Origin of the sequence: Sutcliffiella tianshenii (genome assembly GCF_016908565.1) — a bacterium.
GTDB lineage: Bacteria > Bacillota > Bacilli > Bacillales > Bacillaceae_I > Sutcliffiella_A > Sutcliffiella_A tianshenii.
Genome location: NZ_JAFBED010000005.1, coordinates 278,452 through 293,103, shown reverse-complemented (window position 1 = coordinate 293,103; position 14,652 = coordinate 278,452). Strand labels below are relative to the sequence as shown.

The 14,652-nt window shown below is 43.2% G+C and carries 14 protein-coding genes and 1 riboswitch; of the genes, 8 read left to right on the top strand and 6 right to left on the bottom strand.

Features of this window, described 5'->3' with window-relative positions; genetic code table 11:
- Nucleotides 1-5: 5 nt before the first annotated feature.
- The 4 genes from JOC95_RS13375 (at nt 6) to JOC95_RS13360 (ending at nt 4,393) form a co-directional block, all read left to right on the top strand.
- Nucleotides 6-1,769 (top strand): phospho-sugar mutase, encoded by a 1,764-nt coding sequence (locus tag JOC95_RS13375; protein WP_204417119.1) that lies wholly within the window; start codon nt 6-8, stop codon nt 1,767-1,769.
- Between the two features lie 176 nt (nt 1,770-1,945).
- Nucleotides 1,946-3,082: a GAF domain-containing sensor histidine kinase gene (locus JOC95_RS13370; protein ID WP_338083097.1), complete on the top strand. Its 1,137-nt coding sequence runs from the start codon at nt 1,946-1,948 to the stop codon at nt 3,080-3,082.
- Nucleotides 3,079-3,714 (top strand): response regulator, encoded by a 636-nt coding sequence (locus JOC95_RS13365; protein WP_204417117.1) that lies wholly within the window; start codon nt 3,079-3,081, stop codon nt 3,712-3,714. The genes JOC95_RS13370 and JOC95_RS13365 overlap by 4 nt, the downstream gene beginning before the upstream one ends.
- Nucleotides 3,715-3,853: 139 nt before the next feature.
- Nucleotides 3,854-4,393 (top strand): NADPH-dependent FMN reductase, encoded by a 540-nt coding sequence (locus JOC95_RS13360; protein WP_204417115.1) that lies wholly within the window; start codon nt 3,854-3,856, stop codon nt 4,391-4,393.
- 287 nt (nt 4,394-4,680) lie between these two features.
- Here the strand turns inward: JOC95_RS13360 and JOC95_RS13355 are convergent, their stop codons facing one another.
- Nucleotides 4,681-4,944 carry a YhdB family protein gene (locus tag JOC95_RS13355; protein WP_204417113.1) on the bottom strand — a complete coding sequence of 88 codons (264 nt, stop codon included), beginning with the start codon at nt 4,942-4,944 and terminating at the stop codon, nt 4,681-4,683.
- A gap of 195 nt (nt 4,945-5,139) precedes the next feature.
- Here JOC95_RS13355 and JOC95_RS13350 point away from each other — a divergent pair, with 195 nt between their 5' ends.
- Nucleotides 5,140-5,457 carry a DUF3889 domain-containing protein gene (locus tag JOC95_RS13350; RefSeq protein ID WP_204417111.1) on the top strand — a complete coding sequence of 106 codons (318 nt, stop codon included), beginning with the start codon at nt 5,140-5,142 and terminating at the stop codon, nt 5,455-5,457.
- 57 nt (nt 5,458-5,514) lie between these two features.
- Nucleotides 5,515-5,678: riboswitch (M-box (ykoK) riboswitch) on the top strand.
- Nucleotides 5,679-5,902: 224 nt separating this feature from the next.
- Nucleotides 5,903-7,261, top strand: a complete 1,359-nt coding sequence (gene mgtE, locus JOC95_RS13345) for a magnesium transporter (RefSeq protein ID WP_204417109.1) — start codon at nt 5,903-5,905, stop codon at nt 7,259-7,261.
- A gap of 259 nt (nt 7,262-7,520) precedes the next feature.
- On the opposite strand, the gene JOC95_RS13340 is transcribed toward mgtE, so the two are convergent.
- The gene (locus JOC95_RS13340) at nt 7,521-8,381 is read right to left on the bottom strand and encodes a sulfite exporter TauE/SafE family protein (protein ID WP_204417100.1); all 861 of its coding nucleotides are present in this window, start codon (nt 8,379-8,381) and stop codon (nt 7,521-7,523) included.
- 159 nt (nt 8,382-8,540) lie between these two features.
- On the opposite strand from JOC95_RS13340, the gene JOC95_RS13335 reads away from it, so the two are divergent.
- On the top strand, nt 8,541-9,956 hold the full coding sequence (locus tag JOC95_RS13335) for a SpoVR family protein (RefSeq protein ID WP_204417098.1): 1,416 nt from the start codon (nt 8,541-8,543) through the stop codon (nt 9,954-9,956).
- A 238-nt stretch (nt 9,957-10,194) separates the two neighbouring features.
- Nucleotides 10,195-10,779, top strand: coding sequence for a YdhK family protein (locus JOC95_RS13330; protein WP_204417096.1), 585 nt, complete (start codon nt 10,195-10,197; stop codon nt 10,777-10,779).
- Nucleotides 10,780-10,847: 68 nt separating this feature from the next.
- Here the strand turns inward: JOC95_RS13330 and JOC95_RS13325 are convergent, their stop codons facing one another.
- The 4 genes from JOC95_RS13325 to JOC95_RS13310 all read right to left on the bottom strand — a co-directional run bounded on the left by JOC95_RS13325 (nt 10,848) and on the right by JOC95_RS13310 (nt 14,454).
- On the bottom strand, nt 10,848-11,378 hold the full coding sequence (locus JOC95_RS13325; RefSeq protein ID WP_204417094.1) for a hypothetical protein: 531 nt from the start codon (nt 11,376-11,378) through the stop codon (nt 10,848-10,850).
- A gap of 74 nt (nt 11,379-11,452) precedes the next feature.
- A complete protein-coding gene (locus tag JOC95_RS13320) occupies nt 11,453-12,379 on the bottom strand; it encodes a F510_1955 family glycosylhydrolase (RefSeq protein WP_204417092.1) in 927 nt (308 codons plus the stop codon).
- Nucleotides 12,380-12,401: 22 nt separating this feature from the next.
- Nucleotides 12,402-13,097 (bottom strand): response regulator, encoded by a 696-nt coding sequence (locus JOC95_RS13315; protein ID WP_204417090.1) that lies wholly within the window; start codon nt 13,095-13,097, stop codon nt 12,402-12,404.
- Nucleotides 13,072-14,454 (bottom strand): sensor histidine kinase, encoded by a 1,383-nt coding sequence (locus tag JOC95_RS13310; RefSeq protein WP_239582890.1) that lies wholly within the window; start codon nt 14,452-14,454, stop codon nt 13,072-13,074. Before JOC95_RS13310 ends, JOC95_RS13315 begins: the two co-directional genes overlap by 26 nt.
- Nucleotides 14,455-14,652 lie beyond the last annotated feature (198 nt).

Below are 14,652 nucleotides of genomic sequence, written 5' to 3'. Positions count from 1 at the left end.
GAAACATGAACTGGATGGATAAATACGAACTTTGGGAAAGTAACTCGAACCTTGACGAGGAAATGGTCAAGCTTTTAGAAGAAATGAAAAATGATGAAAAAGCGAAAGAAGATAGCTTTTATAAAGAGTTGGAGTTTGGAACAGGAGGCATGCGCGGGGAAATCGGCGCAGGCACGAATCGAATGAATGTATACACGGTTCGAAAAGCATCCGAGGGACTGGCGCGATACATAGAATCATTTGGGGAAAAAGCAAAAAAAGGCGGGGTTGCGATCGCTTATGATTGCCGTCATAAATCACCTGAATTTGCGATGGAGGCTGCTAAAACCTTGGCAAGCCACGGTATACAGACATATGTGTTCGAAAGCTTGCGTCCGACTCCGGTACTGTCCTTTGCGGTCCGTAAGTTGAATGCATTTTCCGGAATTGTGGTGACAGCGAGCCACAATCCGCCTGAATACAATGGCTATAAAGTCTATGGTCCGGATGGTGGTCAGCTGCCTCTACTGGAAGCGGATCAAGTGATCTCCAAAGTGCAGGAAGTGGAAAATGAGCTGGAGATCAAGGTGGAATCCGAAGAGATCCTAAAAGAAAAAGGGCTTATCAAAATCATCGGCGAAGAAATTGACCGTGAGTATCAGGACATGCTGAAAACCATCTCTGTACATCCGGAGCTAGGTAAGGAGATGGGTGATAAAGTGAAGGTGGTTTTCACACCGCTTCACGGTACAGCTAACCTCCCGGTGCGTGAAGGCTTGGAAGCTCTTGGATATACCAATGTAAAAATTGTAGCGGAACAGGAATTGCCTGATCCCAATTTTTCTACTGTAGCATCTCCAAATCCGGAAGAGCATGCGGCGTTTGAGCTTGCCATCCGTGATGGTAAAGAAATGGATGCGGATATTCTCATTGCAACAGATCCCGATGCCGACCGCCTTGGTGTAGCAGTTAAGGATGAATCAGGTGAATATGTGATTCTGACAGGAAATCAAACGGGAGCATTGTTCCTTCATTATCTCTTAGCGGAAAAGAAAGCGACAGGAACGCTTCCGGATAATGGTGTGATGCTGAAAACCATTGTTACATCAGAATTTGGACGTACGATTGCAGACAGTTATCAAGTTGCAACTGTCGACACACTGACAGGCTTCAAATTCATTGGGGAAAAAATGAAAGAGTATGAAGCAACAGGTCAATACACTTTCCTTTTCGGATATGAGGAGAGCTATGGATCCTTGATCGGGGATTTTGCCCGCGATAAGGATGCAGTACAGGCTGCTGTCATGGCTGTAGAAATCTGTGCTTTCTATAAAAAACAGGGCAAGACGATGTATCAGGGCCTGATGGAGCTTTATGAAAAGTATGGCTATTATCTTGAAGGCATGAAGTCACTGACTTTGAAAGGTAAAGAAGGTGCAGAACAGATTGCAAGCCTTCTTACTGCATTCAGAGACGCAGCACCTTCCGAGGTCAATGGATATAAGGTAGAGGTCGTCGAGGATTATGCAGTACAGGAAAGAACGGTTACCGCTTCCGGGAAGCAGGAAAAAATCGAATTGCCAAAGTCCAATGTGCTGAAGTATTTCCTGGAGGATGGTTCATGGGTTTGTGTACGTCCATCTGGTACCGAGCCGAAAGTGAAATTCTATTTTGGTATCCAGTCTGAAACAATGGAGCAAAGTAAAGAGAAGCTCGAAGAAATTTCAAAAGCCTTCATGGTGAAGGTGGAGGATCTCTTGGCAGAGCTGAATTCAGCAGGAAACAGATAAGAACATTGAAAGAGGGGTCGAACCTGTTTTAGGGGTCTGGCCCCTCTTTATTTTGAATCTTCTGGGACTAAAGTTGTAGAAGAGTGTGGACTTTTTTCCAAGGTGAAAAGGGGAAAGGCTTGTTACAATAGAAAGATACTGAGTGGAAGTTTATAGGTTCAAGGGGGAGAGGCTTTGTGAGCGAGGCTCAGAGGATACAGGAATTACGCGCGCTGAAGATTATTGCAGAGTCTTTGAATCAAGCCAATGATCTGCAATCGATGTTAAGTGGCGTTTTGGAAGAACTATTGAGGGTCACTGGCCTTCAGACAGGCTGGATATACTTGATTGACGAAAAAGGCTCCTATACATTAACGGCCGCCTTCAATCTTCCAGAAGCACTGATCAAGGACAATAAAAAACCGATGTGCCAAGGAGGATGCTGGTGCTTGGATCAGTATAAAGATGGACGGCTGAAGCGTGCATCGAATATCATAGAATGCAAAAGACTTGAGGATGCAGTTAAATATGATACGGGAGATACAGGAGATATAACTCATCATGCAACAGTCCCATTAAGAGCAGGTGAAGAGAAATTCGGCCTGTTAAATGTGGCATCCCCGAAAAAGACCCATTTTTCTGATTCAGAGCTTGCGCTACTTGAATCTGTGGCTTTTCAGATAGGCACTGCGCTGAAGCGGATTAGACTTGCAGAAAATGAACAGCATCTGCTGGTGCTCGCTGAACGTAACAGGTTGGCCAGGGATCTTCATGATTCCGTCAACCAGCTTTTGTTTTCATTGATGCTTACCGCACGAGGGACGAAAGAACTTACAGACAATCCGCAAATAAAAGAAATGCTGACCTATATGCAGGAGCTGTCACAGGAGGCATTAAGTGAAATGAGGGCACTTATTTGGCAGCTGCGGCCAGAGGGGCTTGAAAATGGACTCGTGAGTGCCCTGATGAATTACGGCAAGGTGCTTGGGATGGAAATCGACTGTGAAGTGAAAGGTGTCATAGATCTGCCTACACATATTGAAGAATGCCTTTGGCGGATTGGACAGGAGGCATTCAATAATTGTAAAAAGCATGCAGGTATCCGTGAGGCGATGCTTCGGATTGTCGTAGAAAAAAAACAGGTCATATTTGAAATCGAGGATAGGGGTGCAGGGTTCTCCGTTCATGAAAGCAAAGAGATACCTTCATTGGGATTAAGAAGCATGAAGGAACGCTCAGAAGCTTTAGGCGGATGCTTATCAGTTTGGAGCGAACTTGGCCAAGGAACGAAAGTAAGAATTGAGATGCCGGTGAAAAGGGAGGAAAATCGATGATACGCGTCCTGATTGCAGATGACCATCACGTTGTACGACGTGGGTTATTGTTCTTTTTGAAAACACAAAAGGATATTGAAATAGTTGGCGAGGCCAAAAATGGGGAGGAGGCTGTGACGCTTGCTTCCTCATTGAAGCCTGATGTAATATTGATGGACCTCGTCATGCCAGAAGTGGATGGGATTGAAGCCACAAGAAGGATCATGGATATGGGCTTGGCATGCAAAGTGTTGATCCTGACAAGTTTCTCAGACCAGGACCATTTGATTCCCGCCATCCGTGCCGGAGCGGCAGGGTATCAGCTGAAGGATGTGGAGCCGGATCAGTTGATCGCGAGCATCCATGCGGTTCACCGTGGCGAAAGTCAGCTGCACCCTAAAGTGACCTCTCACGTGATGTCCCATCTGACAAAAGGCGGGGGAAACAATCGATCCCTGCATGAAGAATTGACAAAACGGGAGCTCGAGGTGCTTGGTGAGATATCAAAAGGGAAGAGCAATAAGGAAATCGCCTCCTCCCTTTTCATTACTGAAAAAACGGTCAAGACCCATGTGTCCAATATCCTGGCAAAATTGGAGCTTGCAGACAGAACACAGGCAGCCCTGTACGCGGTGAAGCATGGAATAGGGTAAAATCCTACAACTTTAGTCGTAGATTTTGGTGCAAAAGCTCCTTCCATATTTGTAGGTAAACTTAGCCATATTTTCCGATTTCGATAATCGGGTATACAGATATACTAAGAGTATCAACAAGTTGAAGGGAGAATTTTAAATGAACATCGTCATCATCAACGGAAGTCCGCGGAAAAGCGGCAGAACAGGAATTGCCGCAAGATATATTCAACGTACCTTTAATACCGATCTGATTGATCTCAGTGAAGGGGATATCCCTTTATATAATGGGGAAGCGTATCAGGCAGAACTTGAGAATGTGGTTGCACTCCGGAAAAAGGTGAAGGAGGCAGATGCCGTACTATTGCTTTCACCGGAATACCATAGTTCCATGAGTGGAGCCTTGAAGAACGCGATGGACTTTCTCGGAAGCGAGCAGTTCCACCAGAAGCCGGTTGGACTATTGGCGGTTGCCGGGGGCGGAAAGGGCGGCATCAATGCACTGAACAGTATGCGTACAGTCGGGCGCGGAGTGTATGCCAATGTGATTCCAAAGCAACTTGTGCTTGATCCTCATTGCTTTGACTACGAAAATGATGCTGTCAATGAAGAAAGCGCCAAGCTAGTGGAAGCACTTTATAATGAATTGGTGATGTACGCAGAAATGCGAAAGTATTTGTTAGCGAAGGAAGAGGCCTGAGTGGGTCTCTTTTTTTTATTTAAAGGAAGCGTGAGAATAAAACCGAGTTGTGTAAGAATAAACCCCAGAAGCGTGAGGATAGAGTCAAGAAACGTGAGAATCTTCTCGAGTAACGTGAGGATCAAGAGCAGTTACGTTAAGATACCTCACTTAAGAATGGTTCCAGGTGCCAATACCCAACAAAAATTCTCGTGAAGACAACCAGCAAGCCCCAGCCACAACCAAAAAGCAGCAAATCAGGGTCGAATAAACCCCATTTTGCTGCTTACAATAAAAAATCAAACTCCCTACACCATATACCCATGGCTGACTTCTGCATGTTCATCATGATCTGCTGCGCTTCTGTCTACAGCGTGATCGATATAGCGCAACAATTGGTACAGGTGCTTTTCAATTTCCCGATAATCCTTCGAGAAATTGTAGGAGTGCAAAAAGTTTTCAATGTTTTTCGATAAAAAATCGTCCTTCGTTCTTACCATTAAGATGAGCAGATTATCCCACTCCGAACGGTGCGTATAATACAATGCTCGATCATAGTCGACTGAGTTCATTTCCCTTCCTCCTCTTGGTAAGGAGTGATATTATTTTGCGTCTTTTTGACCCGGAATCCTCATTGTAAATGTTGGTCTTATCTCCATAGGAATACTAAAGGAAAAGTACGGATGAAAATTTTATGGGAACAAGTAATGAATCTGTGTCGTTTGAGGAAGAATAAACACGAATAATAACTTTGGAGGTTATTTTATATGAAAAAATGGGTATTAGGTTTGTTAAGTGTTTTATTAGTGCTATCTACAGCAATCAGCGTGGTACAAGCAGAAAATACCGATTATGAAAAATGGGGTAAAATCGCAATCCAGCTGGCCAAGGAGAATTATCCGGAAGCGGAAATTTCCGATTACCAGTATCAGGGACGTGAAGAGATCTCTGACACGGAAGCGAAGGATACCTTTCATTTCACTGCCAAACAGGATAACAAAAGCATCGATATCTATGTAGCGCTTACATTCAACCCTAAAACAAAGCAGCTTAAATCAGTAAATATCGAAGAGAAAAAACAGTAACCGAAAAAGGTTGACATAGTCGGTTTTTCCCTTGTAGAGTAGTAGTTGTGAAAACACTCGAACCTTCGTTAGGTGAGGCTCCTGTGTGGAGATACGCTGCTGCCCAGAAACGTCCAAAGACGCCAATGGGTCAACAGGAACCATCGATATAAGGTGGTTTTTAATGCAGCTGGATCATTCCTATGCCACACAGTGCTAAAGCTCTACGAATGAGGGAATCTATAAGGGTAACTATGCCTTTATGCGCCTTCATTCTGTGATGAAAGGTGCTTTTTTAATGGGGAAAATATTGAAAAGGAGCTGGTAGCGAAAATGGATAGTAGTCCGAGTCCGAGGACAAACACAAAGGCAGTACAGGATACATATATATTTTTGCTTACCGCTCCTTTGGTGGAAAAATAGAGTGAATCCTTGTACTTCCTAGCAGGCAGAGGAGGTAGCGCGCATGGTGCATAACATGACAGAGGATCAAATCATATTAAATATCATTACCTTTCTAAAAGACGGGAAGCGTAAGGCTTTCCAGGATATAATCGAAGAATTACAACCGTATGATACAGGCATCATTTATCAGCAGCTTCCTGAAAAACACCGTGTCCGCTTTTTGACGTATCTGACAATCGACCAGCTGACTGCCCTCATACAGGAGTTGAATCAGGAGCAACAGCTTGAGGTGCTTCAGAAGATTGGGGTAGATAAATCGGCAAAAGTCATGGATCGCATGGACAATGATGATCTCGCTTCCTTGTTTGATGAGATGGATCCTGATATCCAAGAAGCGTTCTTATCAAAAATGAACAAGGCTGAATCCACGGCAGTCCAGGACCTGATGAAATACGAATCGGAAACTGCCGGCCGACTGATGACCAATCGATATGTTTGGATTCCGCAGGAGTATACCGTCCGCGAAGTAGTTGATAAGCTTAAATCCTTTGCGGAATTGGCAGAAACGATCAACTATCTATACGTCATTGATGAAGCGAAACGGCTGGTAGGAGTTGTATCCTATCGTGACCTTATCTTGGCGGATGCACATGAAAAAATCATGGACATCATGTTCTCCCGTGTCATATCCGTCCATGTCGATACGGATCAGGAGGAAGTGGCCCATGTCATTGAACGGTATGACTTTTTAGCCGTACCGGTCGTGGATGATGAAAAGACCTTGATAGGGATTATCACAGTCGATGATGTCATTGACGTCGTAATCCAGGAAGCGAACGAAGATATCGAAAAGCTTTCCGCATCAGGTAAAGACATCGATTTCGATACACCGGCGCTTGTAGCGTCTGCAAGAAGATTACCGTGGCTGATCTTATTATTATTTATTGGACTTATATCAGGTAGTATCATCAGTGGATTCGAAGGTACATTGGATGACGTCGTTGCGTTGGCATTCTTTATGCCGATGATCGCCGGGATGACAGGTAATACCGGCACGCAGTCACTGGCTGTGATTGTACGTGGACTCATTTCCCGTGATTTGGATAAAAAAGTGGTCACCAAGGTTGTTTTCCGTGAGTTGGGTGTGGGGATAACAATCGGTGTTACATGTGCGATCCTTATTTCAATCATTGCCTATGTATGGCAAGGGGACTTGATTCTGGGGATGGTCGTCGGTGCTTCCCTTTTTATAACCTTAATCATCGGGACCATGGCCGGAACCATCATTCCGCTCATCCTTTACAAATTGAAAATAGACCCTGCCATCGCATCAGGGCCGCTGATTACAACGGTCAATGACATTTTGTCGCTGTTGATCTATTTTGGGATTGCGACAGCGTTTTTGTCATATATTACGTGAAATATTAAAGGGTTGCCGCGAAGTGGTTTTCTTTCACTTCGCGGCAACCCTTTTTTCAATTATGAAAGTAACCTTTGAAGAACCAATAGGATGAAGGGCTTTTTACGTCTTGTACCTAGTCTAAAAGCTCATCATAGGCGTGATGAAGAGCTTTTTGTCATGAACAGAGGCTAGAAAAGCTCATCATAGGCGTCATGAAGGGCTTTTTGCCATGGACAGAAGTCAGAAAAGCTCTTCATATCCCCATTCAACAAAGCTTTCACCCATTCGACTCCACCACGTCATGCTTAAAAATCCGGAAAAACATGAAGATGTTCATCGTCAACGTATAGCATGCAAGCACCACTAAGCCAAGTACGGTATAATCTGTCATATTAATGATCAGGCTCGCCATTGTACAAATGTAAAGAATGCCGAGCAGACGCTGAATGGTGACGTTTTTCACATAGGAGGTAGCTTTAGCACCCAACTGGGAACCGAAAATGGCTCCGGCAATCAGGAGGAACCCGGTGTCATAATGAATCGGTATATTGACGGCATAAGTAAGAAATCCTGCAGAAACAATGAAAATCACGCTAGTCAGGCTGGTGGCGACTGCATTCCTCGAAGGAAACCCCAGGAAGCTGATCAATAGCGGTACAATGATGAATCCGCCCCCGACACCAAGTGCAGTGGAGAGGAATCCTCCAATCAATCCAATGATCATCAATGGGTAAATCGAATTGGATAGATGCTTTCCTTTGCTTCCCCGGGTAGTTTGCTTAAGCATCTTGAATGCGAAGTAGCTGAGCAATATCAAATACATCGCAGGAATAACCGTCTCGTCAAGTCCGGTCGAATCCAGCCACTCCACAAAAGGATAAGCAAGCTGTGTAGCCAAAATTCCGCTTGTCCCGATGATCAGGGCCTGCTTCCATAAAATATTTTTCATTTTAAAATGAGCGACAACACCCGAGATGGATGTGCCGATCGTATACAAAAGGCTTGTAGAAATGGCTTCAATTGGACTGAACCCCATCAACATGAGTACGGGTGTCAGGACGAAGCCTCCCCCAATGCCGAAAAAGCCCGAAAGCATACTGATGGAAAACCCCATAATAATAAATAATGCAAATTCCAAAAAGAACACTCCCCCAAAAAATCACAGTAAGAAAAGTATAACATTCTCATCCCTATTCTTTCCCGGAATCAGAAAAGAAGTTCATAAAAAAGCAATCCCTTTTCATCATATCAGAACCTTGTTCATACATTGTGATAAGAGGAAAAGGGAGGTTCTGAGATGAGAGCAGATGACGAAAAAGCGTTATTTCGGGCAATCGATGAGATTACCGAGATTGCAAAGGGCTTTGGCCTGGACTTTTACCCGATGCGTTATGAGATTTGCCCAGCCGATATCATCTATACTTTTGGAGCATATGGAATGCCGACTCGTTTTTCCCATTGGAGCTTCGGTAAACAGTTTCACAAAATGAAGCTGCATTATGACCTGGGGCTCAGTAAGATCTATGAGCTTGTAATCAACTCCAATCCTTGTTACGCCTTTTTGTTGGATACAAATTCACTCATTCAAAATAAGCTGATTGTGGCGCATGTGCTTGCCCACTGCGATTTTTTCAAAAATAACTGCCGTTTCCAGAATACGAACCGGGATATGGTCGAGAGCATGGCGGCAACGGCAGAGAGGATCAAGCAGTACGAACATGATCATGGGAAGGAAGAGGTTGAAAATTTCCTAAACGCCGTCCTTGCCATCCAGGAGCATATCGATCCGTCATTAATCAGATCCAAGCTCTCCTGGAGCATCGAGGATATGGAGGAGGAAGAGGAAGAGAAGAAAAAAACGAGCGCTTACGATGATTTGTGGAATCTTGATTCGCGCAACAAGCCAAAGGCAGTCCCGAAAAAGAGGAAAAAGAAATTCCCGCCACAGCCTGAAAAGGATATCCTGCTCTTCATTGAGCATTACAGCAGCGAGCTTGAGGACTGGCAACGCGATATCCTGACGATGATGCGGGAGGAAATGCTCTACTTCTGGCCACAGATGGAAACAAAAATCATGAACGAAGGCTGGGCTTCCTACTGGCACCAAAGAATCCTCCGCGAAATGGATCTCACAAGCGGTGAAGCCCTTGAATATGCCAAGTTGAATGCAGGCGTCGTGCAGCCATCCCGCACAAGCATCAATCCATACTACCTGGGGATAAAAATCTTTGAAGACATAGAAGAACGCTACAACAATCCGACAGAAGAGATGAAGCGCGACGGCATCAAGCCTGGCTCCGGACGTGAAAGAATGTTCGAGGTACGGGAAGTGGAATCAGATATTTCGTTCCTTCGCAACTACCTGAACAAGGACCTAGTCATGCGGGAGGATATGTACCTTTTCCAAAAACAGGGAAAGGACTATAAGATTGTCGATAAGGCATGGGAAAAGGTGCGGGACCAGCTGGTGAACATGAGGGTGAATGGAGGCTTCCCGTATATCACCGTCAATGACGGTGATTACCTCCGTGCAGGGGAGCTCTACCTCAAGCATTGGTTTGAAGGGATTGAACTGGATCTCAAATATCTAGAGAAAGTAATGCCGTACATCCATCAGATCTGGGGCAGACCGGTGCATATGGAGTCGGTGATCGAGACGAAGAATGTATTGTTTACTTATGATGGGAAGAGTGTGCATCGGAAGTATATTTGAGCAAAGGGGGACGGGGAACTGTCCCCCTTCTTATATATTGGAGTTCTTAAAGTGGTTCCCACAAAGGTATATCTTTTTCCTTTTCTCACCTCCATCTCCCCAAATTTTCTATCCAAGCTTTTTCTGATCCTTACCCCACGCCTCATGTTTATCAAATCAGAAGAATTTGTATTCCTCCATAATTTCTGCAAACTTTTTGGGTATATTAGTTTTACTACTCTTAAAGGAGGAAACAAGGATGAAATGGAAAAAAATATTAATGGTAGGGACTCTTGCAGCATTGCTAGTCTTAACAGCCTGTTCAAATAACGGAAATGATACAGCTTCAAACAAGAATGATGAGAAACACTCGGAAGGTGATCACTCTGGTATGGATCATTCCGGAATGGATATGTCCGGTTCTGGTGAGGTGCCAAAAGGACTTGAAGAAGCAGAAAATCCAGCCTTTCCTGTAGGCACTAAAGCGATTATTACAGAAGCCCATATGCCTGGCATGGAGGGAGCGGAGGCTACGATTGTTGGAGCATATGAAACAACGGTATATACCATTTCCTATGACCCAACAGATGGTGGAGAAAGAGTCGAAGATCATAAATGGATCATCCACGAAGAAATAGCGGATAGACAGGGAGAACCCTATGAAGCAGGTGCTGAAGTAAAAGTAGAAGCTGAACATATGGAAGGTATGGAGGGTGCCACTGCAGTTATTGATTCAGCTGAACAAACCACCGTCTATATGGTAGACTTCACTTTGAAAGACAGTGGAAAAGAAGTCACCAATCATAAGTGGGTAACTGAAGAAGAACTATCATCAACAGAATAAGCAATAAAGAAAAGCTCGCATTGGTAGCGAGCTTTTTTGATGAAACAGGTATAGATTTATGAAAAATATTAATGACCATGTCCGTGACCATCATTTCTAATTTCACTATCACTTTCATGCTGGGCTTCCCCATCAACGTACCAGTTAAGAGTCAATGCTAGAGGAGAAACTAGTAGAAATAACATTGCAATTACTAAAGCAGCTTGTTTTGTGCTCAATGGAATATTATTTTTAAAAATAAAACTTATAGCTGACAATACAATGCCACTTGGGATTAATATCACAGCATATCCACCTAAATCACTAAAATGCTGAATACCACCGCTTACCATACCTACTCCCAAAGAAAGTAGAAGTGAAAAAAATAAAAGCTTGATAGCTTGGGAAAGATTCATTTTCTTCTTTTCTACATAAAACTCATTTACAAAAGATGCAGAAATAAATAGGATTGAACCTAAGATTAAAATGATAGAATAACGAGCGGGTTCGATTGGCATATGGACTATCCCGCCCGAGATGAGGCCAACTCCCAAAAAGTACATGATATAAATGACATAAGGAAACCAAATAAGATTCCATGTTCTTGATATTTGTTCCACTGATATATCCCCCTAGTGTGTTGTATATAACGCTCTATTTAACTAATTGAATGGATTACCGCTGATTCCTTCCCCTATTCATTCGTGACGCTTCCTTCTGCTGCTAACAGCTTCCAGTTTGCTCCATTATCCTGCGACAGATAAATGTCATTATTCAGGGACACGGCTATGATCTCAGACCTATTATCTGGATTTGTGGCAATAAACATGATGGGATTTTTACTGGAGACCCCATCCGGCAGAGACAACTCCTCAGTAGCTTCATTACTCAAATTGTATTCTACTAGTTTGCTTTCGCTGTTTTCCAAGATAAAGTACATCAGGCTGTCCTCCTGGTACTCCACTGTTGTCACAGGACTTGAACTAGTCAGCAATTTGAACTCATTACCAAAGTCAGAAGAAATAAATAATCCTTTATTGGTAGAGATGGCAACATTTTCGGAAACAGTAGGATGTGCCGCAATGTTTCCTATTGAGTTTGCAGAGATTCCTTTCATGGAACCTGTCTCCCATGTTTGCCCTTCGTCAACCGAATAATGGAGACCGATTTTCAGGGAGTTTTCATGCTCATTAAAAACATATAGCGTATGACTTTTATAGCCTGCCGCAAGATAGTGGAAATCAATTTCCCCGTAAAAAGCAATCTTTTCCATGGAAGCACCCCGGTCTTTGCTTTTTATGAGCCCTAAAGGGTTTTCTAAGTCGGAGCCGAGCTCAGGATGACCGCTCGAATAGAAATGCTCATCTGTCGTCTGGAATCCCATGTAATCATGATTATTTCTACTTGTCTTGTACCATTTACCTTCAGAAAAGCGTACAAGGCCATGATGGGTTGCTAGAAATAGTTCTTTCTTATCCCCCAAGTAACCAATACCGTGAATATGATTGATGGGTTCTTCCCTTGCTACTACAAAGTAGTCACCATTCTCACCTTTACTTGAACATCCGATAACCAGAAGGCCGATAATTGTTAACAGAATAATAAGCTTCATCTTTTTCATTGCTGAACCTCCATTGAGCTGCTTAGCTTGACTCGAATTTATCATTCCATCTATACCCGACGCCCCAAATTGTTTTCAGATGCCTGTCCACATTAAAACCTGCCTGTCGTAGTTTTTCTCTGAGATTTCGAATATGGGAGTCTATGGTGCGGTTTTCGGTCTCTGCCTTCAACTGCCAAAGCGAAGAAAGAAGATGGTCCCGTGAGAAAACCTTATCCGGATAAGTTAAAAATAACTCAAGTAAGGCAAATTCTTTTGGTGTAACTGTTATTGGATTTCCGTTATAGGAAAGTTTGTAAGAAACAAAATCAAGGGATAAACCATTGAATAGCAAGGGCTTTTCCTTTGATTCCTCCTTTGATGAACGGCGGAGGACAGCTTCAATGCGCGCTATAAGCACATCTTCATTAAATGGTTTGGAAATGTAATCGTCCGCACCATTTTTCAAGCCTTTTATCATGTCACTGTCATCGTTTCGAGCAGTCAGCATGATGATGGGGATTTCACTGATTTCCCTGATAGCCCCCAAAGCTTCCCAACCGTCCATTGCTGGCATCATGATATCAAGAATAATGAGATCCACCTCATGCTCTTTCAGAAACCGGATACCTTCCGAAGCACTAGTCTTTTTGATGCAGGAAAACCCGTGAGGCGTCAAATAGAGTGCCAAGAGGTCGAGCATTCTTTGCTCGTCATCGACCAATAAAATTCGTTTCACCAATAGATACCTCCTTTAATAGAATGGATACACTTGTACCGACACCGATCTCACTGCAAATCTTCAGCTCCCCGCCATGGGCATCCACAATTTCCTTTACGATGGATAACCCAAGACCAACTCCACCTGTAAGGCGAGAGCGGGATTTTTCCACTCGATATAATCGATCAAAAATATACGGGATTTGATCATCCGGTATTCCTTTCCCTTGGTCGGAGATGGTGAGTTTGCAGTTATTGTCCTTTTTGCTGAGTTCAATGGTTGTAGTGCCTCCATCTGAATACTTGAGAGCATTATCCAATACATTCAGCACTACTTGTTCCAATCGCAATGGATCTATATTCGCATAGCATTCCTGTTTGCGATATAACTTAAGTTCTATGCCGGAATTGGAGAATACGGGATAAGCCTTATCGAAGATAGTCTGTAAAAAATCCCCTAATTGGATATCTTCCTTAGTGATAGAAAAAGAATTTTGGTCCATTTTGGCCAATTCGAATAGATCCTCGAGAAGAGTTGAAACCCTGATCGATTCTTCATGGATGATTTTCAGATATTCAATCCTTTGACTGTCCGTCAATTGAGGCTTCTGACCAATGTCGGCATAACCTCTGATATAGGTGAGTGGAGTCCGGAGTTCATGGGATATGCTTGCCAGGAATTCCTTTCGCTCCTGTTGCAGATAGTTTAGATTGCCTGCCAATGTTTGAATGGAATTTGCCAATTCACCTATCTCATCCCTGGATTTCACAGGCAGGGTTACAGTGAAGTCTCCTTCATTGATTCTCTTTGTCGCTTCCTTCATGGATACTAACGGTTTGGTTAGTAGCTTCACTAATATAAGGTTTGTAATCACCAGAAAAAATAAAATAATGATAACAGCAATCCCGAAATGGTGGTTTAAATTGGTAATCAAACCTTTCATTTGGTTGGTGCTTTTTAGCATATAGACGGTTCCACTTTCCCCACTATTCGAACTGAATGGGGAGGCAGTGGCTATATAGGATTGTGACTCCCAATCTGCTTCAATGATCAGATCATCATTCGTAATTGGAAAAATAATGGAGTTAATTTCGTCGTTGATAGCAATGGAAGATTCGATAACATTTCCACTTTGGTCTGTTATCACCACTTCGGTATCGGTTTTCGATTCCATTAACACGATATGTTGAAGTGTATTGTCGGTAAACGATTCTTCAAGAACGTCCCGATGGCTATCGCCCCTTGCCATTAATGACTTTCTTTCATTATCGATTAGGGACTGTACGACATGCTGATGTAGAAAAAGCATGGAACCAGTTTCAATTATCAATATACAGAAGAAAAACCAAAGCCCTAGCTTGGTTGAGAACTTCAAGGACATCACCTACTTTGTTATAGTTTTAGAATATCCGGAAATTATCGAGAAAGTTTGCAGATTAACAGAAAGTAAAAAAATTGTCATTACTCACTAGATTGGATGTATGTATTATAGGTGCAGTGGGTGGAAAAACAAAATAAAACTATTGGATGCTTTAGTTAATGAAATTAAGCTTTGGAGGACTTGTTCAATAGC

Coding starts and splice junctions, on each gene's coding strand:
- JOC95_RS13375 (WP_204417119.1), top strand. CDS start 6: ATGAACTGGATGGATAAATACGAACTTTGGGAAAGTAACTCGAACCTT.
- JOC95_RS13365 (WP_204417117.1), top strand. CDS start 3,079: ATGATACGCGTCCTGATTGCAGATGACCATCACGTTGTACGACGTGGG.
- JOC95_RS13360 (WP_204417115.1), top strand. CDS start 3,854: ATGAACATCGTCATCATCAACGGAAGTCCGCGGAAAAGCGGCAGAACA.
- JOC95_RS13355 (WP_204417113.1), bottom strand. CDS start 4,944: ATGAACTCAGTCGACTATGATCGAGCATTGTATTATACGCACCGTTCG.
- JOC95_RS13350 (WP_204417111.1), top strand. CDS start 5,140: ATGAAAAAATGGGTATTAGGTTTGTTAAGTGTTTTATTAGTGCTATCT.
- mgtE (WP_204417109.1), top strand. CDS start 5,903: ATGGTGCATAACATGACAGAGGATCAAATCATATTAAATATCATTACC.
- JOC95_RS13335 (WP_204417098.1), top strand. CDS start 8,541: ATGAGAGCAGATGACGAAAAAGCGTTATTTCGGGCAATCGATGAGATT.
- JOC95_RS13330 (WP_204417096.1), top strand. CDS start 10,195: ATGAAATGGAAAAAAATATTAATGGTAGGGACTCTTGCAGCATTGCTA.
- JOC95_RS13320 (WP_204417092.1), bottom strand. CDS start 12,379: ATGAAAAAGATGAAGCTTATTATTCTGTTAACAATTATCGGCCTTCTG.